Origin of the sequence: Ureibacillus endophyticus (assembly GCF_024159215.1) — a bacterium.
In the GTDB taxonomy this organism is placed as follows: domain Bacteria; phylum Bacillota; class Bacilli; order Bacillales_A; family Planococcaceae; genus Ureibacillus; species Ureibacillus endophyticus.
The window spans coordinates 1,095,599-1,122,412 of sequence record NZ_JAMYWW010000001.1 but is presented as its reverse complement, the minus strand read 5'-3'; the positions used below and the strand labels follow the sequence as shown (position 1 = coordinate 1,122,412).

The following is a 26,814-nucleotide window of genomic DNA, read 5'->3' as shown; positions in this document are numbered from 1 at the left end:
CTTATTGATAAAAACGCGATAAATCCCCTTGACGTAACGTTGATTTTTGGTGACGATTTGCATTTCGCATTTCTTCACGCAAAATTCGACGTAATTCTGAATCAGAAATTTCTTTTTCAGCTTGCACGGATTGAACCGCAGCATTCTTTTTCATATCAAATAATTTTTTAATACCTGCCATGTTAATGCCTTGTTCAAGCATATCTTTTATCTCAAGTAAAGTATCGACATCATTTAAAGAAAACATTCTTCGATTCCCATCAGATCTATGGGGCTGAATTAAATCGTGTTCTTCATAATAGCGAATTTGTCGAGCGGAAAGTTCGGTTAATTGCATAACTGTACCGATTGGTAATAGTGGCATAGATCTTCTTAATTCACTAGATTTTTTCTTTTCACTCATTTAATTCACCTCCCTTTGTCTTATAATACGCTCGGTTAGTTATAATGTCAATGTTATGTTAGGAAAACTAACATTAATAACAAAATTTAATAGAAATCGACTAAAATTTAGAATTGAACGAAAAAAACAGGAGACTAGTGAACAATCTCCCGTCTTAAAACTATCTTCTTTTTTTCGTAACCTCTACGATATTGAAAAACACATTTAAGAAATTTAAATATAATCCTAGTGCAACACCAATTACTTCATTGTCTCTAGCAAAACTTTTGCGAATATTATTTAAATCATAGACTGTATAAATAGCAAATAATAATACAAACAATCCAGCTAACACTAGAATCACATGACTACTAATTGGAATAAAAATATAAATAAATGCAAAGACAACAAAAACAATGGCAACTGAAATTGCATAAATTGCAGTATCAGAAATCTCAGCAATTAATTTTAACCCTAAAAAGGCAAGTAATAAAAAGATAAGAACGGTTCCAATAAATACAGATAAAACCAATGCTTTTCCAAGCCAATCAATGAGCAATGTGATGATTAAGAAATGAAAGATACCCATGAAAAATGGAATCAAATAATACAAAATAACATTTGCAAGTTTCAATAAGTAAATCAAAACCAACAGACCAATACAAACAATGGATAAAGTAACGACAATCCACATTGGTAAAGCAATTGCAATTAGAGCACCAAGTACAGTTAGAATCCACATTACAGCAAAATGTTTCAATATGAGGTCGTAGTTCCGATTTCTACTTATTTGCCTCATACACAACCCCAATCTTTATAGATTTATTAATTACTATATTTCAATGAAGTTGTGGTTATTAATGATTTTCCCGATATATTGAACCGTTATTGTGTTATTTTCAGCAACTAGCTTCGTAACACTCGCACCCTCAATTTCTTCAAAATCCCATATTTGATTACAATCCAGTGCAAGCACACTCATCAGTAAAGCACGAATAGCAACACCATGGGTAATCAATAAAATTTTCCCGCTTTTATATTGATTGAGACAATCCGTAAGTAGTTCGGTCATCCGCGCACTCACTTGCAAAAAAGATTCACCACTATCTGGAGTGTAACATTGAGGTTCGTTACAATAAGCAAAATAACGATCATAATCTTCATCCCAAATATCTTTAATTTTCCGTCCTTGCCAGCTCCCAAGATGAATTTCTTTTAATCGGTCATCGAGTTTGATATGCGTAGTGTCACCAACTAAAATTTCCGCCGTCTCCACCGCTCTTTGTAGTGGGCTTGAATAAACAGCATCAAATGTTAACTGCTGTAATTCGTGTTGTAATGCTTTTACTTGTTCCCTACCATAGTCTGTTAAACTCGAATTTAACCATCCTTGAAGGCGCCCTTCTTTATTCCACTCTGTTTCTCCATGCCGAACAAAATACAATTCCACTTTACTCATGCCAATCCGCCAAAACTTCTTTAAATTTATCCATTGCCTTAAGATTTTTCATACCGATTCGAAGCCATTTCCCGTTCATACCTTCATAATTGTTCGTATGTCGAAGAACAATCCCTTGTTTTAAACAATGGAAATAGAAGTTTTCGGTTTCTTCTGGATTTTGCAATTGGAAGCATAAAAAGTTAGCCCTACTGTTCGTAACAGCGCAATGATATGACTTTAAGAAATGGATGATTTCGTTTTTGATAGCGAGATGTTCGTTTATACTTTGTAATCGAAAGTCTTCATCTTTTAAACATTCAGCTCCAATGGAAATGGCTAAATTATTTACATTCCAGTGGGGCAAACGGTTTCGCATAGTACTTACTAAGTCTGGTTGGCCAATTAAATAACCAAGGCGTATTCCCGCTATTCCATACATTTTCGTCATCGATCTGACTACTGTTACATTTTCATGAGATGTCACAAGTTCAATTGCAGAATGTTTTTCATTTGTCCAATCCATAAATGCTTCGTCAATTAAAAGAGAACAAACGACACTTTCACCATGCTCAATTAACTCTAAAATTGCATTCTTTTGAATTAATGCTCCTGTTGGATTATTTGGATTGCATAAATAAAGGCAATCCGCATCCTTCATATGACATTTTATTTCATCTAAAGGTAATTCATAATTTACAAGGTCATTCACTGTAACATTTACAATTTCTGCACCAGCAGCTTCGAGTGTCATTTTGTATTCTGAAAAAGTTGGGTGGATAAGTATCACTTTTTTGCCCTTATATAGTTGAGCATAAAAAGTTAGTAACTCTGCCCCTCCATTCCCAACTAAAATACATTCAGGTGAAACTTTATGTTTCACTGCTATTATCGTTCGAAGCGGTTCTGCTAATGGATTTGGATAAGCTGTGATTTTTGGAAGTAATTGTTGCCATAAGTTTTCAATTTGTTTCGGATAACCTAAAAAGTTTACATTTTCACTTAAATCGTAAACAATCTCTGGCATGTCCAAATTGAAATTTTTATACAATTGTTCATAATTCGCTCCATGGGAAGGAAATTGCAACATAAACACCTCCTACGATGATCAAAAATAACCAGGATACAATAAACATTTGAGTAATCGCATCTTTTATATGTTCTTTTTGTAATGTTTGCTCTGGTACTCCCATATGGGCACGGAATGACGTAATTCCCTTATATGTATTGAATCCGCCTAGTTGAATGCCTAATTGGTAAGCAGTAGCCGCCTCTAAATAACCACTATTAGGGCTTGGATGTTTTTTTGCATCCACTAACCAGTGTTTAAATCGTTCCATAAAATTTCGTTTCGTTTTATTTTTTGTGAATAACAATAAAAATCCTGTGATTCGACTTGGGATAAAGTTCGCAATATCGTCCAGTCTTGCAGCTACTTTCCCAAATTCCATATACTTTTCATTTTTATAGCCAATCATTGAATCTAGAGTATTAATGGCTTTATACGCCCATAAACCAGTAGCTCCAAATAAAATGGCATAAAACAGTGGAGCCGTGACCCCATCACTTGTATTTTCCGACACTGTTTCCACAACGCCACGCACAATTTCAGGTTCCTCTAAATGCTCTGTATCACGTCCTACGATCCAAGACAACTTCAAGCGAGCTTCATCTAAATCAGATTTATCTAACGCATCATAAACAATAATTGCAGCCTCTTTTAAACTTTTTTGGGCAAGACCAATGGCAATTAATATCATTTCTATAAACAGACCGACAAATATATTAATTTTGTAGGATAGCGTTACAATTGTAAAAGTAATACCCGTTACGACTCCAATAACAAACAATGCGGTAAAGGCACCTTTTACAATACGAAATCTTCCACTATTTAATTTTTTCGAAAGTAGTGCAATGAATGAACCAATCCATTTGATAGGGTGAGGCATTTTTGGAGGATCTCCAATGATTAAATCTAGAAGTTGTCCAAAAATCACAGCGATAATATGCATTTATCGATTCCCCTTTTTATATTCCAGAAAACTTTCTACAGAACGATTCATTGTGTTATACAATCCTTTTCCAATTAGTTTACCTAGTTTTGTGATGGAACCACCAAATTCATGTCTTTCCCCTGTTTGCGTTGAGGCGATACATATACTATCTGTTGACGTACCCGTTGCAATTGTCCCTGATTGTGGATCTCGAATATCGTGTTCTGAAAGGATTTTTGTTTTCACTTCGACTGCACCACACATCGCCTGAATAAGTGCTTCATCCGTTAAATGACCATTTATGAAAATGAAGGTATTAATCGTACCAACTCTCGGGGGATGGGCGTATTCGTGGGAGCGGGTAATATCTACCGCATTCCCAAGACCCGTAGTAACGAGGACGACAAGGGACGTATCGCCATCCTCATAAAAGTCCATAAATGCAAACTTCATATCAACAGCCGTCATCATTGCTACCGTTTGATGTAACGAATAACCACTAGTTTGAATAAATTGCTTCATTTCTTCGTGGGCATCTAAAGGGTTATAACTAATGTCTACCGTCCGATTAATAAAGTACTGATATTCCCCATAGCCAGGGTTGTGCATGGCCGAGCTAAATGTTCGAAGAGGGTGTGGTGCTTCAACGGCAATATATTCTCCATAGTTCTTAATATTATCTAATGTTAGCATGTGTGAACCTCGTTATTGCTAAATTTATTTGCTTTTGATTGAGACTTATTTGCTTTTCTAAAAGAGCTATCTGCTTTTAACTGAAACTTATTTGCTTTTAAGCTTCTCGAATTTTCTGCACCGCTCTACAAATAGCAAATTTCACATGTTCATAGGTTAATCCACCTTGTACATAGGCAGTAAATGGCGGACGAATTGGACCGTCTGCTGTTAATTCAATACTAGACCCTTGTACAAATGTTCCCGCTGCCATAATGACGTCATCTTCATATCCTGGCATATAGGCAGGAACCGGTGCAAAATGTGCATTAATTGGGGAGGCTGCTTGGATTTCCTGACAAAACGCTACCATTTGCTCTGCTGTTTGGAAGGAAACCGATTGAATAAGGTCCGTACGTTTCGCAGTGTAATGAGGGAACGTTTGCATTCCTACTTCTTCTAGCATTGCGGATGTAAAGATTGCCCCTTTTAAGCTTTGTGCCACTACATGAGGTGCTAAGAAAAATCCTTGGTAAAAATCAGCTAATGTATTTAAAGAAGCACCCGCTTCAGCACCAATTCCCGGTGACGTCATACGATAAGCACATTTTTCTACTAAGTCAGCACGACCTGCAATATAGCCTCCAATTTTGGCTAAACCCCCACCTGGATTTTTAATAAGAGAACCTGCCATTAAATCTGCCCCTACTTCTGTTGGTTCAATCGCTTCAACAAATTCCCCGTAACAGTTATCCACGAAAATTACAACGTCCTGCTTGATTTCACGAATTTTTTCACACATTAGGCGAATCTCATCAATCGTAAATGAAGGTCTTGTTGCATAGCCTTTTGAACGTTGGATAGCTACCATTTTCGTTTTATCGGAAATTGCAGCTTGAACACCATCCCAATTAATTTCTCGATCATCAATTAAATCAACATGTTGATAGCTAATACCAAAATCTTTTAATGATCCAGTATCCTTTTCTCCACCGTCCACTATCGATTGAAGGGTATCATAAGGCTTACCAGTTATGTATACTAGCTCGTCACCAGGACGTAATACACCAAATAAGCTAAGTGTAATAGCGTGGGTACCAGAAATGATTTGGCTACGAACAATCGCTGCTTCTGCTCCAAAGGTTTCCGCATAGACACGTTCTAAATTATCACGGCCTTCATCGTCATACCCGTACCCTGTTGATGGATGTAAATGAAAATCACTTACTTGATGTTTACGAAATGCAGCTAATACTTTCTGTTGATTGAAAAATGCCATTTCGTCAACTTTTGCAAGATAAGGCTTAATTTTTTCTTCAACTTGATTTGCAAGTTGAATCGTTTCTTCTTTTATATTTGAAATAAATGTCATGTATAATTACTCCCTTATTTATCGTCCTCTACCATCTTAACAATTCCTATAGGCATTTCAACTATTTTTTAGACAAGGACGTTTAATGGGTTCCAACGAAGCAAAACATTAGAGCACATAGAAAAATAAACGTTAAGGCTCCTCCTAAAACATTTTGATTATGGGTGCTTTTCCCATCCTTTAAATGTTTTAAAAAAGTAGTGAAATTTAAAAACCATAATACCCCTATTGCTGGTACGACAAGAAACATCATCATTAACATCAGTTGTCCCCCTATAAAATAAAAGAACTGATAATTATAATGAATTACCAGTCCTCATGTATTTTATTTAAATTCTAATTCTCCATCGTAAGCCATCATGCCGCCTTCTAAGTTAACTACTTGGAAGCCTTGAGACTCTAAATATTGGCAAGCTTTTTCGCTGCGAACTCCGCCTCGACAAACAAGAATATATTCTTTCGATGAATCAAGTTCATTTGCACGTTCAGGAATTTGTCCAAGTGGGATATGAATTGCTCCAGGAATCATTCCTTCTTCCACTTCATTATCTTCACGTACATCTACTATATTTAAATCTTCATTTGCATCTAACAGGTTAATTAGTTCTTCCGTTGACATTGTTTTCATTTAACAGAACCTCCAAATTTGATATACACTGTAATTATAGAGAAAAAAGAAAAAATCGGCTAGTATTTATCACTTCGCCGATTAATTGTTTATTGATTTACTTCATCTTCCGAACTTAGTGAAACATGTTTAGAAGGGACGAACGTTGAAATTGCGTGTTTGTAAATAAGGTGCTGTTTACCATCAGATTCTATTAGTACTGTAAAATTATCATATGATTTTACTAACCCTTTCAGCTGAAAACCATTTAATAAAAAGACAGTAACGAATAGATTGTTTTTGCGTAGGTTGTTAAGAAACGTATCTTGTAAATTGATTGATTTCATGCCGTACACACCTCTTCTATATCTTTTTTTCTTATATTGGAAGTATTCGGCAAAAGGAAATTAATTTCCTTCTTGATTTATAAAATTTTTTGAAAACGCTTCAATTTTCGCCCAGTCATTCCCAATCCACTGCACATCCATTTTATTTCGGAAGTAGGTTAGTTGTCTTTTTGCATATCTGCGCGAGTTTTGTTTTAGCTGTTCAATGGCATCCTCCAACGACAAAAGTCCATCAAAATATGCATATAGTTCCTTATAACCAATCGCTTGAACCGATTGTACGTTACGAATATTTCTATCCCATAATGACTTTACTTCTTGTAGTAAGCCTTTTTCCATCATCAAATCCACTCTTAAATTAATTCGTTCGTAAAGTTTTTCCCGATCCATATCCATTCCAATGATGAGATGATTGTAAAGTGGGACATTTCCTCGATTTAGTTCCTCAGTTGCCTTTGATACCCCATGTAATTCTACTAACTCGAGTGCCCGTATGACACGGCGAGTATTATTTGGATGAATGGTGCTTGCCGTTTCTGGATCGAGCTTTGCCAATCGTTCATGCATTGCTTCTGGACCAATCTTTGCTAACTCATCATAATATTTTTTCCGCGCTTCTTCGTCTACATCTTCTTTTGTGAATTGAAAATCATACAATACCGCTTGTACATACAAACCTGTGCCACCAACGATAATTGGCAGCTTGTTACGTTGTTGAATTTCACGAATTTTCGCACGTACTAGGGTTTGATATTCGGCTACAGAAAAACTTTCTGTTGGCTCTTTGAAATCAAGCAAATGGTGCTGAATCCCTTCCATTTCTTCTTTAGTTACTTTTGCAGTACCAATATCAAGCCCTTTATAAATTTGCATGGAGTCTCCGTTAATTATTTCCCCATTAAATTCTTTTGCCATCTTAATACTTAATGCTGTTTTTCCTGAAGCTGTAGGACCAACTATAGCTACAACTTCAATTTCTTTTTCCTTCATTTTTTAACCACCGTGACACCACATGAAACACATGCTCTTTATTTTTTTCTTTTAAAATTTCATGGCGCATACCTTCAAAAAGATATACAACTACATTAGATAAACCGATTTTTTTATATTGATTGGCAACTTTGAAGACACCAGCACCTCGATTGCCAACAGGATCTTCACTCCCACTTATTAAAAGGATGGGTAAGTTTTTTCGAATGTTTTCTAATTCAGATTGTTGATTGATTAAAAGCAAGCCGTCTGTTAAATCAACAAAAAAACGATTCGCTGGGACAAATCCACAGTTTGGATCTTTTATATACGTTTCAACTTCTTCTTCATTCGTACACAACCAATCAAAAGCCGTTTTAACATTAGCGATGTTTTTATTAAAACTACCAAAGCTCAATTCGCTCATGATTGAACTAAGGGTTGTTGGACCTTGAACTAAACAAAGTGTTCTAGCAAGAGTATTACCTATTCTGTGTGCAAATGTTGTATTTCCGGTTCCACATAAGATGCATTTATCAATGTCATTATAGAGTTGTATATAACGACGGGCAATAAAGGAACCCATACTATGTCCAAATAGTACAGTTTCATTTTCTGAATAGAGACGAAAGTTTTGAACAAGCTCATAAACGTCTTGCACCACTCGTTCAAAACCATCTTGGTCAGCAAAAAAACCAAGTCTTCCATTCAGTTCCGCTGTTTTACCATGTCCACGATGATCGTGAACAATGACAATATAACCTTGCTCACATAAATTCATAGCGAAAGCATCATACCGACCACCATGTTCTGACATCCCATGCAAAATGTGAAAATTTCCAATGGGATTGCTGGATGGTTCATAAATCCGTACAAAAATTTCATGTCCATCACTCATTGAGACCACTTTTGTTAGTTTTTTCAACCCTATCACGCACCTTTATATTGTTGCTTCATCAATAAATTGTTCCAACTGCATTTGATAGAATATTTTCTCACTTTCTGAATAGCCGATTGTATTACTCATCACTTCGATAACTTCATCTTTGTATTTTTTTACTAATTCCATATCGAAATAAAGATATCCTGTTCGTCGTATGAAAAAATCACTTGGCGTCAAAGCCATTTCAAAATAGATGGAATATAAAAGCTCTGCGTATAAGGGATTTGGCAGATTCGTTTCATTTCCTTTGCGAATAAAATGAAAAACATCAACTACATTCGTTCCATATTTCTCTACTAATTGTTTCGATTCATTATATGAAATTCCTAGTTGCTCTCCCTCTTTCGCTTTGTTTGCAACAAAGTCATGAAAGTTGATAGAATTTAATCCCTTAGCGCCAGATAAAGGTAAAAACTTCGTGTTGCTCTTTTGGGCATGTTTAAATTTATGTTTTTTTATAATTTCATCTACAATTGTTTCAGCCATTTGTCGATACCCAGTAAGCTTCCCTCCTGCTATCGTGACAAGCCCACTAGGAGAGGACCAAATTTCATCTTTACGAGAAATTTCAGACGGATTTTTCCCCTTTTCAAAGATAAGTGGTCGAATGCCTGCCCAAGAAGATTCAATGTCCTTTTCCGTTATATTAATTTTAGGGAAAATGAATCGGGTAGCATTTAATAAGTAGGTAACATCTTCTGCACTTGCAACTGGCTGAATTGGGTCATCATCATAGAACGTGTCAGTAGTACCAACATAAGTTTTCCCACCTCTTGGAATGGCAAATGCCATTCGACCATCCTCTGTATCAAAATAAACGGCCTGTTGTAATGGAAGTTTTGATTGATCAAAAACAATATGAATGCCCTTTGTATGGCGAACTTGTTTGTTGTTATGCACTTTATCCATTTTCCTAACATCATCCACCCACGGACCAGTTGCATTAACAATCTGATGAGCATGTATAGTGATGGATATTCCTGAAATTTCATCACGCACGTTTGCTGCAACAATTTTTTTCTTTTTATATTCAAAGCCATTAACTCGAGCATAGTTAATACAAACCGCTTTAAACTCTAGTGCCTTTTTAATCACTTCCAATGTTAAGCGGGCATCATCCGTTTTATATTCAACATAATAACCTGCACCTAATAAACCGTCTTCTTTTAGAATGGGTACTTTTTGAAGTGTTTCCTTTTTATTAAGCATTTTTCTTCGCTCATTTGGACGCACTCGTGCAAGTCGATCATAAAGGGTAAGAGCAGCACGAGTTGTAAACTTCCCTAAAGTTCCTTTTTTATATAAAGGAAGCAACATCCACTCAGGCTTTGTTACATGAACGGCATTTTCATATACAATTTCCCGTTCTCGCCCAACTTCTGCAACAAGGCCAATTTCAAATTGTTTTAAATATCGAAGCCCACCGTGAATCAATTTGGTTGAACGGCTTGATGTTCCAGCTGCAAAATCTTGCATGTCAACCAATGCAACGGATAAACCACGGGACGCGGCATCTAACGCAATACCAGCACCCGTTATTCCCCCACCAATGACAAGGACATCAAAGGAATAGTGATTCAAAGTATTAAGAATAGTAGACCTTTCTTTATATGAAAACATAACGATTACCCCTTTTATTTCAAATAGGTAAATCTACATTACACGTTTAAACATTTTTTCTACTTCATAAGAAGAAAAGTGAATCATGACCGGTCTTCCATGAGGGCAGGTGAAAGGATTGTCTGCTTTCTTTAAATCATCGAGCAATGCAACCATTTGTTCTTTTGTTAAATAGTGATTTGCTTTAATCGATTTTTTACAACTCATCATAATGGCTGCTTCTTCTCGTAATTTTTTCACATCTGTTTTTTTCGTTTTCAAAACTTGTTCTATTAATTCTTCAATAATTTCCTGTTCAAAGCCTTTTGGAAACCATGTCGGATGTTCCCTCACTACAAATGAAGATTGCCCAAAGTCTTCTAAAAATACGCCCACTTCTTCCAATGAATGCAAATTCTCTTTTAGAATTAATGCTTCATCGGCAGCATAATGGAACGTTAACGGCAACAATAAAGATTGGCGTTCATTAGGATTAACATCGCCTACTTTTTCACGGAAATATTCATATTTTATTCGTTCTTGTGCTGCATGTTGATCAATTAAATAAAATCCATCTTCCATTTGTGCAACAATATAAGTCCCGTGAATTTGCCCAACAATCTCTAGTTGTGGGAAAGGTTCTTTTTTCTCTTCCACAGGCATAGGTACAGGTTCTTCTTCAATTATTATTGGTGTTGGCTCTGGCTCTTCAGAAACAACCTCATTAATAGGGAATTCTTCTACAGTTGGTTCTTTCACTATAGAGTCATTCAACTTTTCCACAATCTCATTCATTTTCGTTTGATTAAACGTTGGTGCTGGTTTCCAAATATTCATTTGTTCACTTGGCACTTTCACTGGTTTTTCCTTTTTTTCTGCCAAAGGAACATGTATTGCTGAACGAATAGCCTTACGAACTGCATCTTCTACTAACGGTAATAATTCCTGTTCTTTACTTAATCGAATTTGCAATTTTGCCGGGTGAACATTCACATCCGTTAAGTATGGATCGCCTTCGATATACATCACAACGATTGGATATCGTTCAATTGGCAAATATGTGTGATAGGCATCGACTATTGCCTTTTGTAGAAGATAATGTTTCACATAACGTCCGTTTACAAAAATTGACATATAATTCTTTGATGCTCGCGTTACTTCAGGTAAACTTGCATAGCCATGTATCTTATAATCTTGTGACTCAGCACTAAAGGAAATCATTTTTTTAGCATTTTGAACTCCATAGATTGCTGCAATTACTTGTTGAACATTTCCTCTACCATTCGTTAGTAGAAGTGTTCCACCATTATGTACTAATTTAAACGCAATATCTGGATTACTTAATGCTAATCTATTCATATAGTCAATAGAATGCCCAAGTTCGGTTTGAATGGTTTTTAAATATTTTAATCTTGCTGGTGTATTGAAAAAAAGTTGGGACACTGTAATATCTGTTCCTTTTCGAAAAGCTGTCGGTTTCATCGACACTACATGGCCACCGTCTAATTCGATTTCTACACCTGAATGTTGGCCATCTGAAGTTTTTAGCACAACCTTTGAAACCGAAGCAATTGATGCCAATGCTTCACCACGGAATCCGAGTGTTCGAATACGGAATAAATCATGTTCATTGGAAATTTTAGATGTTGCGTGGCGGGAGAAGGATTTTAATGCATCTTCTTCATCCATCCCACTTCCATTATCTGTAACTTGTATGGAGGTTAACCCTGCTTCTTCAAGAAAAACTTCTATGGATGTACTTCCAGCATCAATGGCATTCTCGACTAACTCTTTCACAACAGAAGATGGTCGCTCCACCACTTCACCAGCCGCAATTTTATTCGATAACCATTCATCCATAATTTGAATTTTCCCCATGGTAATACCTCCTTTTAATTTTGTCGAATTATTTCCCAGGGAATGCTGACAAAAAACAGCAATCCCCTATTTTTTACTCAAAAGTGCTTGTTGTAGTTCATAAAGTATATTAATTGCTTGGATTGGAGAAGTGCCCATAATGTTCATTTTCTCCAATTTTTCAAGTACTTCCAATTCTATATTTGATAGCTCACTTGGTTGCTGTACTTCTTCAAATAATGATAGTTGAAGTTCATCTGCTTCCACATTAGTTGAAGCCACTTCTATTTCTTTAGACTCGAATTGATTTAATAGGGTTTGAGCTCGTTCAATAATTTCATCAGGCATTTCAGCTAATTTCGCTACATGCACACCATAGCTTTTATCCGCTGCACCTTCCCGAACTTTATGAAGGAACACAACTTTCCCATCTTTTTCAGTCGCACTAACATGAACGTTTTTCAACTTTGGTAATTGCTGTTCTAAAGCAGTTAACTCATGATAATGGGTAGAGAACAATGTATTTGCACCAATTTTATTGTGAATATACTCCATCATTGATTGGGCTAAAGCCATTCCATCGTATGTAGATGTGCCTCGTCCAATTTCATCAAATAACAATAGACTTTTCTCCGTTGCGTTTGTGATGGCATTTTGCGATTCTAACATTTCCACCATGAAAGTCGATTGCCCCGCAACTAAGTCATCTGCTGCACCAATACGAGTGAAGATTTGATCAATAATCGGAAGTTCTGCTTCTTCTGCAGGGACATAACATCCGATTTGGGCAAGTACAACAATTAATGCCACTTGGCGCATGAAAGTACTTTTACCAGACATGTTTGGCCCTGTAATTAACATCATATTTTTATCTTCTGTTAAAACACAATCGTTAGGTACATACATCTGTTTATTTAGCATTTTTTCAACAACAGGATGACGCCCGTTAATTATTTTAAGCGCTCTTCCCTCATGGAAGGTTGGCTTCGTGAAACGATATTTTTCCGAAACAACTGCAAAACTTATAAACACATCGAGTTCACTTATTTTCGATGCTAAAGCTTGTACACGTGGAATAAATTCTTTTAATTGTTCACGAAGTTCCACAAAAAGATCATATTCTAATGCTAAGCTTTGTTCTTCTGCATTTAAAATAATGGCTTCTTTTTGTTTTAATTCCGCTGTAATATAGCGTTCTGCGTTTGCTAGTGTTTGTTTTCGTTCATAACGTGTTAAATCTGCATTTGCAATGTTGGATTTTGTAATTTCAATAAAATAACCGAACACTCGGTTATAGCCGATTTTCAAATTTTTAATGCCCGTTAATTCTCTTTCTTTTTGCTCTAGTTGGGCAATCCAATCTTTTCCGTTTCGTGCCGCATAGCGCAGTTCATCTAATTTTTCATTATAACCGTCACGAATTACATCGCCTTCTTTAATGGCAATTGGGGGGTGATCTGTAATCGCACGGGATAGCAACTCTTCAATTTCATTACATTCATCCAATGAGTTACCCAACTGTATTAATGTTTCTTTTCCACTTTGTAATAACTGCTCTTTTATATGTGGAACCTGACGAAGGGATTCCCGCAACTGTGCTAAATCACGTCCTCCAACATTCCCAAAGGCAACACGTCCTGCTAAACGCTCCAAATCATATACTTTCTTTAATAATTCTTGTAATTCGTCCCGCACAAAAAACTCATCTAATAAATCCGTTACGATGGATAAGCGCTCTTCAATCAACTTTCGGTTTGCTAATGGTTGGTGTAGCATTTGCTTTAATTTACGACCACCCATTGCTGTTACAGTTTCATCTAGTAGCCAAAGAAGTGTTCCTTTTTGGTCCCCTCCACGAATGGATTGAAGTAATTCAAGATTACGTTTTGAATTAGAGTCGATCCGTAACAATTGCTTAGTTTCGGTATATGTAAAGGGTTGGATATGAGAAAGAGAACGCATCTGTGTTCGTTCTACATATTGTAATAAACTTTTTGCAACACCTTGTAAATTTTCAGGCAACTGTTCAATATATTTCCCGGACTTCTCGATTGGCATTTCTTCTTTTTCAAGGGATAGAACTAAGCTTAAATTTTTTGCTGGTTCTTCTAATAAGATTTGTAGTTGTTCAGTTACGACTAATTCTCGAATATTTAATGAGATTAATTGTTGAAGCAGTGACTTAATTCCCCCTTCAACAATCGTCGTTTTTGATTCACCCGTTGATACGTCTAAATAGGCTAGGGAGAAAGTTTCCTTTGTTAGTTGCTCTGCACTTGCTATATAATGGTTGGACTTCCCATCAATTGTTTTCCCTTCCATTAAAGTACCCGGTGTAATGAGTTGAACAACTTCTCTTTTTACGACCCCTTTAGATTGCTTCGGATCTTCTGTTTGCTCACAAATTGCCACTTTGTACCCCTTCGATACAAGGGTTTCGATGTAATTTTGGGCAGAATGATGCGGCACACCACACATTGGGACACGGTCTTTACTCCCTGCATCTCTACTTGTTAACGTAATCTCTAATATTTGTGATGCGTTTACGGCATCCTCGAAAAACAACTCATAAAAGTCGCCTAGTCTATAGAAAAGAAATGCATCTTCATATTCAGATTTTATTGTTAAATATTGTTGCATCATTGGTGTGTATGTCGTCATTTTGTTGTTCCTCTCTAAACTACTTAATACTTTTCATTATAACAAAAATTGATGTTATATTAGAGTTTCACACAAATTTGAAAAGTAAAAAGTATAAGAAAAAAGAAGAGCGCCTATTAATCTACTAAATACTTAGTAGATGGCGCTCTCACTTTATTATCGATGAAATGATGACGATTCGTCGCTTATATGACCGAATTTTCCTTTGCCAAAGTTAATTGCTTCAGAAGAACTTGAACTGGAACTTGAGCTAGAGCTTGATGATGAGCTTTCATCATCGTCATTGTCATCAAATCTCCATTCTTCTTCAAACTCAATTGGATGTACAGAAACAACTACTTTTGTTTCACCGATAACTTCAACTAAGAAGTCGCGTTCAATCACAATGTTGAAGCATTCACCATTTTGTGTAATGATTGCTTCTACGCAATTCGGTTGTTGTAATACACGTACATGGCAATCATTTGTTTCAATAATTTCTTCATCACGGTAGTGTAATTTAATACGATCTTTGTAATGAACAGTTTCTGTATGAACTGCTGTTCTTGAATGATTATTATACGCGTACCATACGTTTACATCGAATTTACCTGATACCTCAACATATTTCCCCACTTTTTTTGCACTATAGTGGTGATTAATTACCCAACAACCTAAAATGCTCGTTGGAACATTTGAAGGACGCAGTACCTCACTGCTCTCTGTTCTTTTCTTACCTTTCGCGACAACCGCTTTTGTCACAATTTGACGCAAACGTTTCAACGCTTTTCCTCCTTTACTATCTAGTCGAACTATAGTATGCGGCTAGTGCCTAATTGGTGAAATGTCCTGGATTTGAATTTTTTTGTTAAGTTTGATGTTCACTAACCGAGTTCTTTCTGACTTCCCACTTATAGTATTACTGTTGGGCAAATTGTGTTCCTAAAAAATGAAAAATCTAATTATGAAACTGTCAGTCGATATGGGAGTTAAATAAGGGGAAAATTAAAGAACCTTCTATAGTAATGAGTAGAGTTATTCGTGGGGAACACAAAAAATAAAAACCACCAGTCGAACTGGTGGTTTTCTCTGCGCGTGAAACGCTGGGTTACTGGCCCACGTCTAAAGACGCGCTGAATGGTCTGCCAACCGCACTACGTTTCCGACTACCGCTAAAGCGGCTATTTTATTTTTTGCTTCGATTTATTTCTTCTCCTGTGAATGGGTCAATGAATTCTTTCATGGTCATTTGATCTTCCAGAATATCTTCTTGCAACTGATTTTTGATATATTCTTGAATCGCTTTTTTATTTCTTCCTACTGTATCGACATAATACCCTCGACACCAAAATTTTCGATTCCCATATCTGTATTTTAAATTTGCATGTCGATCGAATATCATGAGACTACTTTTCCCTTTTAAATACCCTACAAAACTAGAGACACTTAACTTTGGTGGAATACTTACTAACATATGTATATGATCAGGACATGCTGTTGCTTCAATAATTTCCACGCCCTTTCGCTCACATAACTGCCGTAATATTTTACCGATATCTGCTTTAATTCGACCATAAATAATTCGTCTTCTATATTTAGGTGCGAACACAATGTGATACTTACAATTCCATGTTGTATGTGCTAAACTTTTATTATCCATATGGATCTCCTTTCGTACATAATTGGTTGACCAGACCATATATTATTGTACGATTGGAGTATTTTTTTTGTCCATAGCTAAAAGCTTTTTGGAACCCCCTGCATAGCAGGGGGTTTTCATTTAACCAAAAAATAAACCTCCTACAATATGTAGGAGGTTTTTACTTATTATGAGCAGCTTCCAGGTTGGCTGTTTTTAATTTTTGAACCTGTTTCACCTTTTAATAGGTCGCCGCCAGTTGATTCAATGATTTCATTTGTTACTGTGTTTGCAATGGCATTTGATACAAGTTGTAATAAATTATTTACATCTGATTGAGATTGTTTAAATTCTTGTACAATCGGTACAGCATCGATTTCTTCTTCAATTTTTGCGATTTTTTCTTCAACCAATTTTACTGCCTTTTCTTTACCAAGATGTTGGAAGTTCACAGCTTGTTTTTGTAAAGTTTTTAGAGAAGCGATTTTTTCACGTACCATTTGATTTTCGTTAATTTGTGCTTCTGCTTTTTTGAAAAATTCAACTTCTTCTGTATTTGCAATCATGTGTGCAATTTCTTTTGCTTTTGCCACGATTTCGTCTTTTGTATAAAGCTTTGTTGTCATTATACTTCCACCTCATGTCGTTTAACGATTTCTACAAACTCACCACGCAGTGAATAAGATTTCGCCTCGAGTATTTTTACTTTCACAATTTGACCAACTAAATCAAGCGGTCCTGTAAAGTTCACTAATTTATTTCTACGCGTATAACCGGCTAATACATCATCACGTTTTTTACTGCTACCTTCAACTAATACTTCGACAATTTGGCCTTCGTATTTTTTTAATGCCGCTGATGAGAATTCCTCCACAACTGCATTTAATCGTTGAAGACGTTCTCTTTTCACTTCTAATGGAACGTTATCTTTCATTTTTGCAGCAGGTGTTCCTTCACGTGGGGAATAGATATAAGTGAAGGCCGTTTCAAATCCAACTTCACGGTATAAATCAATTGTTTCTTGGAATTGTTCTTCCGTTTCGTTTGGATAACCTACGATGATGTCAGTTGTTAATGCAACATCTGGAATTGCTTGTTTAATTTTTCTCACTAAATCTAAGAAATGTTCGCGTGTATATTTACGCGCCATAATTTTTAAAATGTCATTTGATCCAGATTGAACTGGTAAATGAATATGTTCCACTAGGTTTCCTTTTTTCGCCAACACTTCAATTAAGTGATCATCGAAATCACGTGGGTGACTTGTTGTGAAACGAATACGAGGAATATCAATTTTACGTAGCTCGTCCATTAAATCTCCAAGTCGGTATTCCATATCTGTAAAGTCTTTCCCGTATGCATTTACGTTTTGACCTAAAAGCATAATTTCTTGGTAGCCCTGTGCTGCTAATTCACGTACTTCTTGAATAATTTCATCAGGACGACGACTACGCTCTTTACCACGAGTATATGGAACGATACAGTATGTACAGAATTTATCGCAACCGTACATAATGTTTACCCAAGCTTTAATCGCACCATTACGTTGTTTTGGAAGGTTTTCAATTACGTCCCCTTCTTTTGACCAAACTTCAATAACCATTTCTTTAGACATGTAGGCTTCTTTTAAAATATGTGGTAAACGGTGGATATTGTGTGTACCGAATACCATGTCTACATGTTGGTATGTTGTTAAGATTTTATTAACAACCGATTCTTCTTGTGACATACAGCCACAAACACCAATTAACATTTCAGGGTTTTGACGTTTATATTTAACTAGGAAACCAAGTTCACCAAATACTTTATTTTCCGCATTCTCACGGATTGCACATGTATTTAACAATACAACATCCGCTTCTTCGATTAAATGAGTTGGTTCATATCCTAATTGTGTTAAAATCCCTGCCATTACTTCAGAATCGTGTTCATTCATTTGACAACCGTACGTACGTATATAAAATTTACGCCCTTGACCCATTCCTAAGAATTCTTCATCAATTGCGAAATCTTTATGATATTTTACTTCTTCTTTACCGCGCTTTTTCGCATCTTTTAAAGAAGGAGCTGCTGTAACTACTCGTTCAAAATAACTGCTATAATCTTTTTCAGGTTTTGGTTGTTTCACTTGTTGACTAGCTAGTCGTTGTTCCTCATTCATTGAAATCCAGAAACTCCTTTCAAGATTGGTTTCGTACATTCGAATCCCATTTTAATATTATAACGAATAATAGGTAGAAAGAACAATAAAAGTTGTTATAATTTGATGAACTGTTCATATTGTTTGTAATCATTTTCTTTCAAAATTGCAAGGAAAGTAAAACAAAGCTGCACAACCGATTGCCAATTCATTTGGTATTGGTCTTCAAATTGATGTTTTGGTAAGGTAAGTACTTGGTTAAAAATTGTTTTTGGCTCAATTTGCTTTTCTTCTAGATATTTAAGAAACCCCAAAAATAATTTATGATCCTGTACTGCGAGGGATTTTTCTTCTACCAATTTATCAATTTGGTAAGGATCTTTTAATGTATTTGCTTTGCTAAATATTTTATTAAGTTGCTCGTTCGTTTTTTGTTGTTTGATTTCGAGAAAATTGATTATTTTGTTCAATTGAGTGACCTCGTTTTGTGTAATTCCGCCATTTTTTGAATTAATTCCGCCAAATATGTTTAAAATTCCGCCAAAAATTTATATAATCCCGCCAAATCCCGCCAAACATCTTTTGGAATAAGATAAGCCCTGTTTCTAGTGCTCCCTGTATATTGAAAATCTAATCTTTTTAGAATTTTATTAGCTGCATCGTGACTTTCGATAAAGAAAAAATCTCTAAATTCACGATTTGTAATCCTTTCACTGATTAATACACGATATTCATGCAACCCTTGGTATAATGCTTCTTTCGACTTGTTGCCACAGGTACAAATAAAACCTCTTTTGTAAGCCATCACTTTTCCGCAGTTACATAAGGCACCCTTTCTTATAGGGGGAATTTCAAATTTAGGTTTATACTTACTAGGTTGATACAATTTGAGAAGATTCTCTTTTAACGTTTCAAATTGTACAATTCCTAAATTCTGCTTACTATATTTTAATAATAGCCTTTTCACCTCTGTGCGCAAACCAATTGCATGGAAAATTGAAATTTCTCCATGCATATTTCCAATTACTGTAGTTGGTTCAACTATTACAACAGCTTTATGAATCGGAATATTTATCCCTAGATATTTTATAATACGTTCCATTTTTTCTACATTTCTTTTGACCTGATCAAAGGGGCTTTGGAAGCTTTCAATTTCTCCCGATTTTCTTTTCCGTAAAAATTGATGTTTTTCCGGCTCATACCAAATGTATCCTGCCACATTTTTTATTTCAAGAATAAGAACGAAATGAGGACAAACGAACAATGTGTCAATTTGATAATGAGGAATTTCATAATTATGAAAAAGTAAAAACTTCATTGGCAAATCTAGTTCTTTCCAAATAGTATCTACCTTAATTCTCCTAAGTAACCAATCTCCGCGCGTTTTAATAGATTCTCTATATACTCTCTTTTTTCTAAAGGTACCCTTCGAAGTAACGCATCCAATACTACTATTTTCGATGGTAGTTTTCGTACAATTACGGTCAAAAAAATCCCTCCTACCTTACATTCTACTGAAAGGCGAGAGGGATAAAATAGGAAACTAGAAAAAGCTAGAAATTCATCATTTCATACTTTAAATTTCTTAATAGAGTTCGTTAACGAGCGAATATTTTTTGCTATCCTTTGAATTTCGCTATGCATTTTTCGAGTTGCGTTTAATTGTTCATTAGTTGAGTTCGATACTTTTTCAATGCGAAGGGCATTTTGTTTTGCCATATCTCTTAATTGCACTGAGTTATTTGCAACTTCTTTCGTGTTTGTAGTAATGGAATGTATCGTTGCGGATACTTCACCAATGTGAGGACCTACCTCATTTACTGCAGAAACAATCTGTTGAAACTTAGCAGCAGTTTGATTTGTGATTTCAATACCTGATTGAACTGATTCAATAGCACTAGCCATAAAGTGTACGGATTCTTTCATATCCTTTTGAATAAGTTTAACGATTTCTTCAATAACCCTCGTTGAATCAACTGATTGCTCAGAGAGTTTTCGAACTTCCCCTGCTACTACACTAAATCCTTTTCCAGATTCACCAGCTCTTGCTGCTTCAATTGCCGCATTTAAAGCAAGAAGTTTGGTTTGTTCAGCAATTGAATTAATTATTTCAATGACTTGTTCAATTTTATTGGAGTGGTTCGCTAAAACTAACATCATTTCATTCGTTAGTGTTACTGCATGTTCTATCTTTTGCATTTGTTCCATGTTCATTGTTACATAGTGAACACCTGCATTTGCCTCGTTTACCGTTTGATGAATATTTCTTTCAATGTATTCAATTTGCTGGGTAATGGTTTCAACACCAGAAGCAATTTCTTGTATCGAGATTGTATTTACATCTAGTTGCTCGGTTGAACGAATTGTTGATTTCGTTAAACTCGTAGCATCTTGGGAAATATGTATAGAGGCTTCCGTTGTTTTTTCTGATGCACGTTGGAGTTGTTCGTTTGCTTCATCAACCGAAGCAGCACTTTGTTGAACAATTTTTAACAACTCTTTCACTTCTGTCGCCATCTGATTAAAGCTAAGCATTACTTCTCCAAGTTCATCCTTTGAATCATAAGTAGCAACACTCGTAAAATCTCCTTGTTCTGCTTTTTTCAATAATGATTTAAGTTGCCTTGTTGGAATTTTCACAGCACGTGTTGCCCCTAAATTAAAGTAGATAATGACTAAACTAATAAAAAGTGAAACACCAGTTAATAATTTATAACCAAATGCAATATCTTTCTGATATGTATTCAATTGACTATTAGCCCGATCAACGACATATTGTTTTGTTTCTTTCAAAATATTTAATGATTCTTTTAAGTTCTGGTCAGTTAAAGTGGTATTTAATTGTTTACTGTAAAACTCCATTTTCTTATCAAAATTGGGTAAGTTATTTTGAATTTCCCTTGCTTCATGGAAGTTACCCTGATAGACACTTTCTTCAATGTTTGAAATTGTATTTACAGCTAAAACCTTTTCTTCATACATTCTCTCAGTGTTATTTTCCATCTTTCTTAAATAATCCATGCTAAAAATAGCAAGTATGCAATTTGATAAGATACAAACTATCATTAAAACTAGTAATCGGTCATTCACCTTTATATAGCGTTTCAAACGCATGTACTCGACCCCCACAATATTTGTAGTTCGAGCATAGATTAGTACTATAAAGTTGATGTAGATTATTTGTAAAATTTATGTAAAAAAGGAAGAGTCTAAAAAGGCATTTTAGATTCTTCCTACCACCGCAGAAGCAATATGTTAATTGCATGGAAAAGGCTGTACAGAAAATTTTCTGCACAGCCCAATACTACATAAATTCTTTAACTAATTGATTAAATTGATCTTCACTTAAATTCATATCTAAGCTATTCAATGGCGCATCTGCAAACCCTGGAATTTTTTCTTGGTACGATTTTGTTTCAGTATCTTGATAAATAATACCAGTTACTAAACCTTCTTTTTCCATTACTGTTTGCATTGCTAATTCTCTGTTTGAAGAGTCATAACCTTCAATATCAGATAGTTTTGTTAAATGCTCTTTAAACCATTCATATGTGTTCACTTTATTGTATGTTACACATGGGCTAAATACGTTGATGAAAGAGAAGCCTTTGTGTTGAATACCTGCTTCGATTAATGCTGTTAATTCTTTAATATCAGTAGAGAATCCTTGTGCTACAAATGTTGCACCTGATGATAATGCCACTTCTAAAGGTTTTAATGAAGGTTCGATTGCTCCTTCAGGTGTTGATTTTGTAATAAATCCTTTTGCAGAACGTGGTGATGTTTGACCTTTTGTTAAACCGTAAATTTGGTTATCCATTACAACGTACGTAATATCGATATTGCGACGGATGGCATGGACTGTATGCGCCATACCAATTGCAAAACCGTCTCCGTCTCCACCTGAAGCGATTACGTTTAAATCTCGGTTTGCCATTTTTAAACCTTGTGCTATCGGTAATGCGCGGCCATGAATACCATGGAATCCGTATGAGTTAATGTAACCTGCAATACGACCAGAACAACCGATACCAGCAACAACTGCAAGCTCATGTGGTTCAATACCGACATTTGCTGCAGCACGTTGAATAGCTGCTTGAACAGAAAAGTCACCGCAGCCAGGACACCAGTTAGGTTTCACTGAGTTACGAAAATCTTTAAATGTTGCCATTAGTCAAGCAACTCCTTTACTTTAGTTTTGAGCTCACCTGGTAAGAACGGTGTACCGTCGTATTTTGTGAGACTAACAATTTTATCGTGACCGCCAACATTCATTTTCATAATGTTTGCAAGTTGGCCAGTTTTATTGTTTTCAACGACAATTACTTTTTTTGCACTTGCAACTAATGGAGCCATTTCACTTGATGGGAATGGGAAAATTAGTCGAGCATGTGCATGGTTTACTTTTAAACCTTCTTCGTTAAGACGTTCTTGAGCTTCTTCAATTGCACCACGTGTTGAGTTAAAACCAACAAGTAATACGTCTGCTTCTTCATGAGGAGCATTTACGTAAATAGGTGTATCAAAATTCAAGTTTTCTAATTTGCGGAAACGCTTGTCCATTTGTGTATTACGGTTACCAGCTGCTTCACTTGGTTTACCTGTTTCATCGTGCTCAACACCAGTTACATGGTGAATACCATTTGGTGTACCTGGGAAGACGCGAGGTGAAATACCATCTTCAGTATTTTCATATCGTTTGAAATAATCTTTGTTGTCGTTTGGTTCGATTTCTCGATCAACAAGTTTACCACGGCGAACTTGAATTTTACTATAATCAAATGGATCTGTTGTTTGTTTTCCTAACGCAAGTTGTAGATCCGTAATTACAATTACAGGAAGTTGTAATTCTTCTGCAATATTAAATGCTTGAATTGTATCAAAGAATGCTTCTTCTAATGTAGAAGGCGCAATAACCACTTTTGGAATTTCCCCGTGTGTACCATAAAGCATTGCCATTAAATCGGATTGTTCTTGCTTTGTAGGTAAACCAGTAGATGGACCACCACGTTGCGTATCAAAAATAACTAATGGTTGTTCTGTCATACCAGATAGACCAATCGCTTCCATCATTAATGAAAGACCAGGGCCAGCTGATGCTGTGAAGGCACGTACACCACCATAGTTTGCTCCGATAGCCATTGTTGCAGCTGCAATTTCATCTTCCGTTTGAATAACTGCTCCACCTAATTTTGGAAGTTTTTTAATCATATATTCCATAATTTCAGATGCTGGAGTAATTGGGTATGCTGCCATAAAACGTGATCCCGCTGCAATTGCACCTAACGCAACAGCATCGTTCCCAATCATGAACATACGGCGTTTTCCATCAGCTGGTGCTAACTCCCATTCACCAACACGATCTCCTAAAAGTTCACTCATTGCATCGTAACCCTTTTGGATTGCGTCCATATTTTTTTGAACGACTTCTTCTCCTTTACGGCCAAAGATTTCTTCTACAACACCTTGGAATACTGACGTTTCTAAGTTTAGAAGCGCAGAAGTTGCACCAATTGCCACCATGTTTTTCATTAGAGATGTACCAAGTTCGGTTGCAATCTCTGTAAAAGGAACAACAAATAATGGTGCTTTTGAGTCTTCTGGTTTCACAGGTTCAAATTTCGCATCCGCTAATATAATTGATTTTTCGGTTAACTCTTTATAATTTACTTCAATTGTTTCTTGGTCAAATGCAACTAATATATCTAAATCGTCTGCAATAGAACGGACTTCTGTAGGTCTTACTGTAATTTTATTATTCGTATGGCCACCCTTAATACGTGAAGAGAAATGACGGTAACCGTATAGGTGATATCCTAAACGATTCATAGCCATTGAGAAAATTTCTCCGGTACTCTCGATCCCTTCCCCTTGCTGCCCACCGACTTTCCATGAAAGCTGATGTAACATTTTAACAACTCCTTAAACGAAACTATTTTTTATATTTTTTCCTATCATAGTTTAACACGAACTTTTTTCATTAACTATCCAATTTACAACATTTACATGAAAATCAGACCTTTGACGGAATGACAGTTATCACATGTTGTACATTTCCGTCAATTTAGCTTTCTTCATTAAAATATAGAACATACTAACAAATTGAAAAAGCTCTTGCTAATTAGACATAAGCTAATTAACAAGAGCTTTCTGGTTTAAATTTTTAACTAACGATTTCTCTTTTCAACAACCAACTTCAATGCCGTACGATCTTCCCCTGCAATTGTAATATCAGCAAATGCAGGTGCGCAAATTAAGTCGGTACCACTTGGTGCGACAAAACCTCGCGCAATCGCAACTGCCTTTACTGCTTGATTTAAAGCACCTGCACCTACAGCTTGCATTTCCGCATATCCTTGCTCCCTGATCACCGCAACAAGCGCACCTGCGACAGAATTTGGATTAGAGCGAGACGATACTTTTAATGAATCCACATTTATTCCTCCCCATATAGCTTTAATAAATGTTGAATGAAGCAATTGAATTGTTTGGCGTTCATTCAAAGGACTTCAACTTAGTGTCCGTAACACATTTTATGTTGCTAAAGTGGAAAATAGAATCTAATGTAACTGAATTTGGAAATGTTTTTTTATTATTATGAAACTTTTGAAAAAGCTGTAGATCCATTAACCTTGAAACGGATAATCTTCATTAATATATACGCGTTCACAGTGTTTTGCTTTACCTGTCTTATCATCAATTTCAACAAAGAAACCGCTCAACACGTCACGCCCTGCTTTTGGTACTTCAAAACGTGATGGCATATTTGTTTGGAATTTATAAATAACGCTTTCTTTTGTCATTCCTAATACTTCATCATATGGTCCAGTCATCCCAACATCTGTAATATACGCTGTTCCTCCTGGATAAATGCGTGCATCTGCCGTTTGTACGTGGGTATGTGTTCCAACTAATGCTGATACTCGTCCATCTAAATGCCAACCAAGGGCAATTTTCTCACTCGTTACTTCCGCATGAAAATCAACAAAAATTAATGGAGATGTTTTTCTTGCTTCCTCTACTAAATCATCTGCAACTGCAAATGGATCTTCATGGGGCGGTAAAAAGACACGACCGTGTAAATTAATTACCGATAATGTCACACCGTTTTTCGAAATTTGAACCATGCCCTTTCCAGGTGCTTCCTTCGAAAAGTTTGCAGGACGAATTAAATAATCTGCATCATCAATAAAGTCAAATATATCTTTATTATCCCAAGTATGATTTCCCATTGTGATCACATCAACACCTACTTGTAATAACTGTTGATAAATTTTTCTAGTTATGCCACGTCCAGCTGCAGCATTTTCTCCGTTTGCAATCACAACATCAGGAGCATATTTTTTCTTTAAGCGCGGTAAATATTTTTCTACAGCATCTCTCCCGATTGAACCAACAATATCACCAATAAACAATACTTTCATCGTACGACCTACTTTCTATAATAACACTTTTATTTTACCATTTTGCTGCATCAATAATCAAAGTGAATGGGGCTATCTAAACTGATAGCCCCAACTTTTTAATAATAATATTGATATTCCGATTTAGATAATTCAGTGTTATTTAAAATTGCACCTAAAATATTTGCATGACTTGCTTGAAGAATGGATTTGGCTTTAAGTACTTCTTCTCGTTCTGTATTTATAGAGTCAACAACTAGTATTGTTCCATCACACTTTTTTGATAACATTTGTGCATCTGTAACTGGTAAAATCGGCGGTGCATCAAATAGAACAATATCGAAATATCTTGACATATCCTTTATAAATTCATCCAAATATTTCGAAGTTAATAATTCTGAAGGGTTAGGAGGGATAGGACCAGATGGCAAAACATATAACCCTTTTACATGCGTTTCATTTAATACTTCATCGTACTTTGCTGTCCTTGATAAAACATTTGAAAGGCCATGCACATTAAAAAAATCAAATGTATAATGTAATGTCGGTCTTCGCATGTCCGCATCTACAATTAATACTTTTTTTCCTTCTTGAGCAAAGACAACACCAATATTTGCTACAATGGTTGATTTTCCCTCAGCAGGGATTGATGAAGTTACTAGAATTGAATAGAAATTCTTTTCAGGTAAAGTAAACATAAGGTTAGAACGAATTGTTCGAAACTGCTCTGAAAATATTGACTTTGGTTCACTAATTGTTATAAGTTTTCTTGACATTGGCATTCGAGATATTTTTTTTTTCTTTTTTAGAAT

27 protein-coding genes are annotated in these 26,814 nt (G+C 35.7%); all 27 read right to left on the bottom strand.

Translation table 11 applies throughout. From position 1 onward, the window contains the following. Window position 1 precedes the first annotated feature (1 nt). Window positions 2-403 carry a MerR family transcriptional regulator gene (locus NKR20_RS05460; RefSeq protein WP_121213987.1) on the bottom strand — a complete coding sequence of 134 codons (402 nt, stop codon included), beginning with the start codon at window positions 401-403 and terminating at the stop codon, window positions 2-4. Between the two features lie 160 nt (window positions 404-563). Continuing rightward, a complete protein-coding gene (locus tag NKR20_RS05455; RefSeq protein WP_253424276.1) occupies window positions 564-1,142 on the bottom strand; it encodes a Bax inhibitor-1 family protein in 579 nt (192 codons plus the stop codon). Window positions 1,143-1,214: 72 nt separating this feature from the next. Further along, a complete protein-coding gene (locus tag NKR20_RS05450; RefSeq protein WP_253424274.1) occupies window positions 1,215-1,841 on the bottom strand; it encodes a histidine phosphatase family protein in 627 nt (208 codons plus the stop codon). Further along, window positions 1,834-2,910: a pyridoxal phosphate-dependent aminotransferase gene (locus tag NKR20_RS05445; RefSeq protein WP_253424271.1), complete on the bottom strand. Its 1,077-nt coding sequence runs from the start codon at window positions 2,908-2,910 to the stop codon at window positions 1,834-1,836. Before NKR20_RS05445 ends, NKR20_RS05450 begins: the two co-directional genes overlap by 8 nt. After that, window positions 2,876-3,832, bottom strand: coding sequence for an adenosylcobinamide-phosphate synthase CbiB (gene cbiB, locus NKR20_RS05440; RefSeq protein WP_253424268.1), 957 nt, complete (start codon window positions 3,830-3,832; stop codon window positions 2,876-2,878). The genes NKR20_RS05445 and cbiB overlap by 35 nt, the downstream gene beginning before the upstream one ends. Next, window positions 3,833-4,507, bottom strand: a complete 675-nt coding sequence (locus NKR20_RS05435) for an adenosylcobinamide amidohydrolase (RefSeq protein ID WP_253424265.1) — start codon at window positions 4,505-4,507, stop codon at window positions 3,833-3,835. It lies immediately after the preceding gene. Window positions 4,508-4,604: 97 nt separating this feature from the next. Further along, complete coding sequence (locus tag NKR20_RS05430; RefSeq protein ID WP_253424262.1) at window positions 4,605-5,858, bottom strand: methionine gamma-lyase family protein; 1,254 nt, start codon at window positions 5,856-5,858, stop codon at window positions 4,605-4,607. Between the two features lie 325 nt (window positions 5,859-6,183). Beyond that, window positions 6,184-6,486: a rhodanese-like domain-containing protein gene (locus tag NKR20_RS05425; RefSeq protein ID WP_121213995.1), complete on the bottom strand. Its 303-nt coding sequence runs from the start codon at window positions 6,484-6,486 to the stop codon at window positions 6,184-6,186. Window positions 6,487-6,575: 89 nt separating this feature from the next. Continuing rightward, window positions 6,576-6,812, bottom strand: a complete 237-nt coding sequence (gene hfq, locus NKR20_RS05420; protein WP_097072243.1) for an RNA chaperone Hfq — start codon at window positions 6,810-6,812, stop codon at window positions 6,576-6,578. 60 nt (window positions 6,813-6,872) lie between these two features. Beyond that, entirely contained in the window at window positions 6,873-7,802 is a 930-nt protein-coding gene (gene miaA, locus NKR20_RS05415) for a tRNA (adenosine(37)-N6)-dimethylallyltransferase MiaA (protein ID WP_253424259.1), read from the bottom strand. Beyond that, window positions 7,783-8,706 carry an alpha/beta fold hydrolase gene (locus tag NKR20_RS05410; protein WP_253424256.1) on the bottom strand — a complete coding sequence of 308 codons (924 nt, stop codon included), beginning with the start codon at window positions 8,704-8,706 and terminating at the stop codon, window positions 7,783-7,785. Before NKR20_RS05410 ends, miaA begins: the two co-directional genes overlap by 20 nt. A gap of 15 nt (window positions 8,707-8,721) precedes the next feature. Beyond that, on the bottom strand, window positions 8,722-10,344 hold the full coding sequence (locus NKR20_RS05405; protein ID WP_253424254.1) for a glycerol-3-phosphate dehydrogenase/oxidase: 1,623 nt from the start codon (window positions 10,342-10,344) through the stop codon (window positions 8,722-8,724). Between the two features lie 33 nt (window positions 10,345-10,377). Continuing rightward, window positions 10,378-12,201, bottom strand: a complete 1,824-nt coding sequence (gene mutL, locus NKR20_RS05400) for a DNA mismatch repair endonuclease MutL (RefSeq protein WP_253424251.1) — start codon at window positions 12,199-12,201, stop codon at window positions 10,378-10,380. Between the two features lie 66 nt (window positions 12,202-12,267). After that, window positions 12,268-14,841 (bottom strand): DNA mismatch repair protein MutS, encoded by a 2,574-nt coding sequence (mutS, locus tag NKR20_RS05395; RefSeq protein ID WP_253424249.1) that lies wholly within the window; start codon window positions 14,839-14,841, stop codon window positions 12,268-12,270. 156 nt (window positions 14,842-14,997) lie between these two features. Then, window positions 14,998-15,603: an outer spore coat protein CotE gene (cotE, locus tag NKR20_RS05390; protein WP_121214000.1), complete on the bottom strand. Its 606-nt coding sequence runs from the start codon at window positions 15,601-15,603 to the stop codon at window positions 14,998-15,000. A gap of 403 nt (window positions 15,604-16,006) precedes the next feature. Further along, entirely contained in the window at window positions 16,007-16,480 is a 474-nt protein-coding gene (gene tnpA, locus NKR20_RS05385) for an IS200/IS605 family transposase (protein ID WP_253424246.1), read from the bottom strand. A 167-nt stretch (window positions 16,481-16,647) separates the two neighbouring features. After that, window positions 16,648-17,085 (bottom strand): YlbF/YmcA family competence regulator, encoded by a 438-nt coding sequence (locus NKR20_RS05380; RefSeq protein ID WP_121214001.1) that lies wholly within the window; start codon window positions 17,083-17,085, stop codon window positions 16,648-16,650. Continuing rightward, a complete protein-coding gene (gene miaB, locus NKR20_RS05375; protein WP_253424244.1) occupies window positions 17,085-18,620 on the bottom strand; it encodes a tRNA (N6-isopentenyl adenosine(37)-C2)-methylthiotransferase MiaB in 1,536 nt (511 codons plus the stop codon). The genes NKR20_RS05380 and miaB overlap by 1 nt, the downstream gene beginning before the upstream one ends. Before the next feature lie 95 nt (window positions 18,621-18,715). Beyond that, the gene (locus NKR20_RS05370) at window positions 18,716-19,069 is read right to left on the bottom strand and encodes a hypothetical protein (RefSeq protein WP_253424239.1); all 354 of its coding nucleotides are present in this window, start codon (window positions 19,067-19,069) and stop codon (window positions 18,716-18,718) included. 59 nt (window positions 19,070-19,128) lie between these two features. Continuing rightward, window positions 19,129-19,923, bottom strand: a complete 795-nt coding sequence (locus tag NKR20_RS05365) for a nuclease-related domain-containing protein (RefSeq protein WP_366519706.1) — start codon at window positions 19,921-19,923, stop codon at window positions 19,129-19,131. 23 nt (window positions 19,924-19,946) lie between these two features. After that, entirely contained in the window at window positions 19,947-20,087 is a 141-nt protein-coding gene (locus NKR20_RS05360; protein ID WP_253424234.1) for a hypothetical protein, read from the bottom strand. Window positions 20,088-20,168: 81 nt separating this feature from the next. Then, window positions 20,169-21,713, bottom strand: coding sequence for a methyl-accepting chemotaxis protein (locus NKR20_RS05355; protein WP_253424232.1), 1,545 nt, complete (start codon window positions 21,711-21,713; stop codon window positions 20,169-20,171). A gap of 190 nt (window positions 21,714-21,903) precedes the next feature. Then, window positions 21,904-22,770: a 2-oxoacid:ferredoxin oxidoreductase subunit beta gene (locus tag NKR20_RS05350; protein WP_253424229.1), complete on the bottom strand. Its 867-nt coding sequence runs from the start codon at window positions 22,768-22,770 to the stop codon at window positions 21,904-21,906. After that, entirely contained in the window at window positions 22,770-24,509 is a 1,740-nt protein-coding gene (locus tag NKR20_RS05345) for a 2-oxoacid:acceptor oxidoreductase subunit alpha (RefSeq protein WP_121214007.1), read from the bottom strand. The genes NKR20_RS05350 and NKR20_RS05345 overlap by 1 nt, the downstream gene beginning before the upstream one ends. Before the next feature lie 257 nt (window positions 24,510-24,766). Then, complete coding sequence (locus NKR20_RS05340) at window positions 24,767-25,033, bottom strand: stage V sporulation protein S (protein WP_097072367.1); 267 nt, start codon at window positions 25,031-25,033, stop codon at window positions 24,767-24,769. A 192-nt stretch (window positions 25,034-25,225) separates the two neighbouring features. After that, window positions 25,226-26,023: a TIGR00282 family metallophosphoesterase gene (locus tag NKR20_RS05335; RefSeq protein ID WP_253424226.1), complete on the bottom strand. Its 798-nt coding sequence runs from the start codon at window positions 26,021-26,023 to the stop codon at window positions 25,226-25,228. Window positions 26,024-26,121: 98 nt separating this feature from the next. Continuing rightward, on the bottom strand, window positions 26,122-26,778 hold the full coding sequence (locus NKR20_RS05330; protein WP_253424223.1) for a CpsD/CapB family tyrosine-protein kinase: 657 nt from the start codon (window positions 26,776-26,778) through the stop codon (window positions 26,122-26,124). Window positions 26,779-26,814 lie beyond the last annotated feature (36 nt).

Bases quoted from the DNA above. Each gene is read 5' to 3' on its own strand.
- NKR20_RS05460 (WP_121213987.1), bottom strand. From the start codon at position 403: ATGAGTGAAAAGAAAAAATCTAGTGAATTAAGAAGATCTATGCCACTA.
- NKR20_RS05450 (WP_253424274.1), bottom strand. From the start codon at position 1,841: ATGAGTAAAGTGGAATTGTATTTTGTTCGGCATGGAGAAACAGAGTGG.
- NKR20_RS05445 (WP_253424271.1), bottom strand. From the start codon at position 2,910: ATGTTGCAATTTCCTTCCCATGGAGCGAATTATGAACAATTGTATAAA.
- cbiB (WP_253424268.1), bottom strand. From the start codon at position 3,832: ATGCATATTATCGCTGTGATTTTTGGACAACTTCTAGATTTAATCATT.
- NKR20_RS05435 (WP_253424265.1), bottom strand. From the start codon at position 4,507: ATGCTAACATTAGATAATATTAAGAACTATGGAGAATATATTGCCGTT.
- NKR20_RS05430 (WP_253424262.1), bottom strand. From the start codon at position 5,858: ATGACATTTATTTCAAATATAAAAGAAGAAACGATTCAACTTGCAAAT.
- NKR20_RS05425 (WP_121213995.1), bottom strand. From the start codon at position 6,486: ATGAAAACAATGTCAACGGAAGAACTAATTAACCTGTTAGATGCAAAT.
- hfq (WP_097072243.1), bottom strand. From the start codon at position 6,812: ATGAAATCAATCAATTTACAAGATACGTTTCTTAACAACCTACGCAAA.
- miaA (WP_253424259.1), bottom strand. From the start codon at position 7,802: ATGAAGGAAAAAGAAATTGAAGTTGTAGCTATAGTTGGTCCTACAGCT.
- NKR20_RS05405 (WP_253424254.1), bottom strand. From the start codon at position 10,344: ATGTTTTCATATAAAGAAAGGTCTACTATTCTTAATACTTTGAATCAC.
- mutL (WP_253424251.1), bottom strand. From the start codon at position 12,201: ATGGGGAAAATTCAAATTATGGATGAATGGTTATCGAATAAAATTGCG.
- mutS (WP_253424249.1), bottom strand. From the start codon at position 14,841: ATGACGACATACACACCAATGATGCAACAATATTTAACAATAAAATCT.
- tnpA (WP_253424246.1), bottom strand. From the start codon at position 16,480: ATGGATAATAAAAGTTTAGCACATACAACATGGAATTGTAAGTATCAC.
- NKR20_RS05380 (WP_121214001.1), bottom strand. From the start codon at position 17,085: ATGACAACAAAGCTTTATACAAAAGACGAAATCGTGGCAAAAGCAAAA.
- miaB (WP_253424244.1), bottom strand. From the start codon at position 18,620: ATGAATGAGGAACAACGACTAGCTAGTCAACAAGTGAAACAACCAAAA.
- NKR20_RS05355 (WP_253424232.1), bottom strand. From the start codon at position 21,713: ATGCGTTTGAAACGCTATATAAAGGTGAATGACCGATTACTAGTTTTA.
- NKR20_RS05350 (WP_253424229.1), bottom strand. From the start codon at position 22,770: ATGGCAACATTTAAAGATTTTCGTAACTCAGTGAAACCTAACTGGTGT.
- NKR20_RS05345 (WP_121214007.1), bottom strand. From the start codon at position 24,509: ATGTTACATCAGCTTTCATGGAAAGTCGGTGGGCAGCAAGGGGAAGGG.
- NKR20_RS05335 (WP_253424226.1), bottom strand. From the start codon at position 26,023: ATGAAAGTATTGTTTATTGGTGATATTGTTGGTTCAATCGGGAGAGAT.
- NKR20_RS05330 (WP_253424223.1), bottom strand. From the start codon at position 26,778: ATGTCAAGAAAACTTATAACAATTAGTGAACCAAAGTCAATATTTTCA.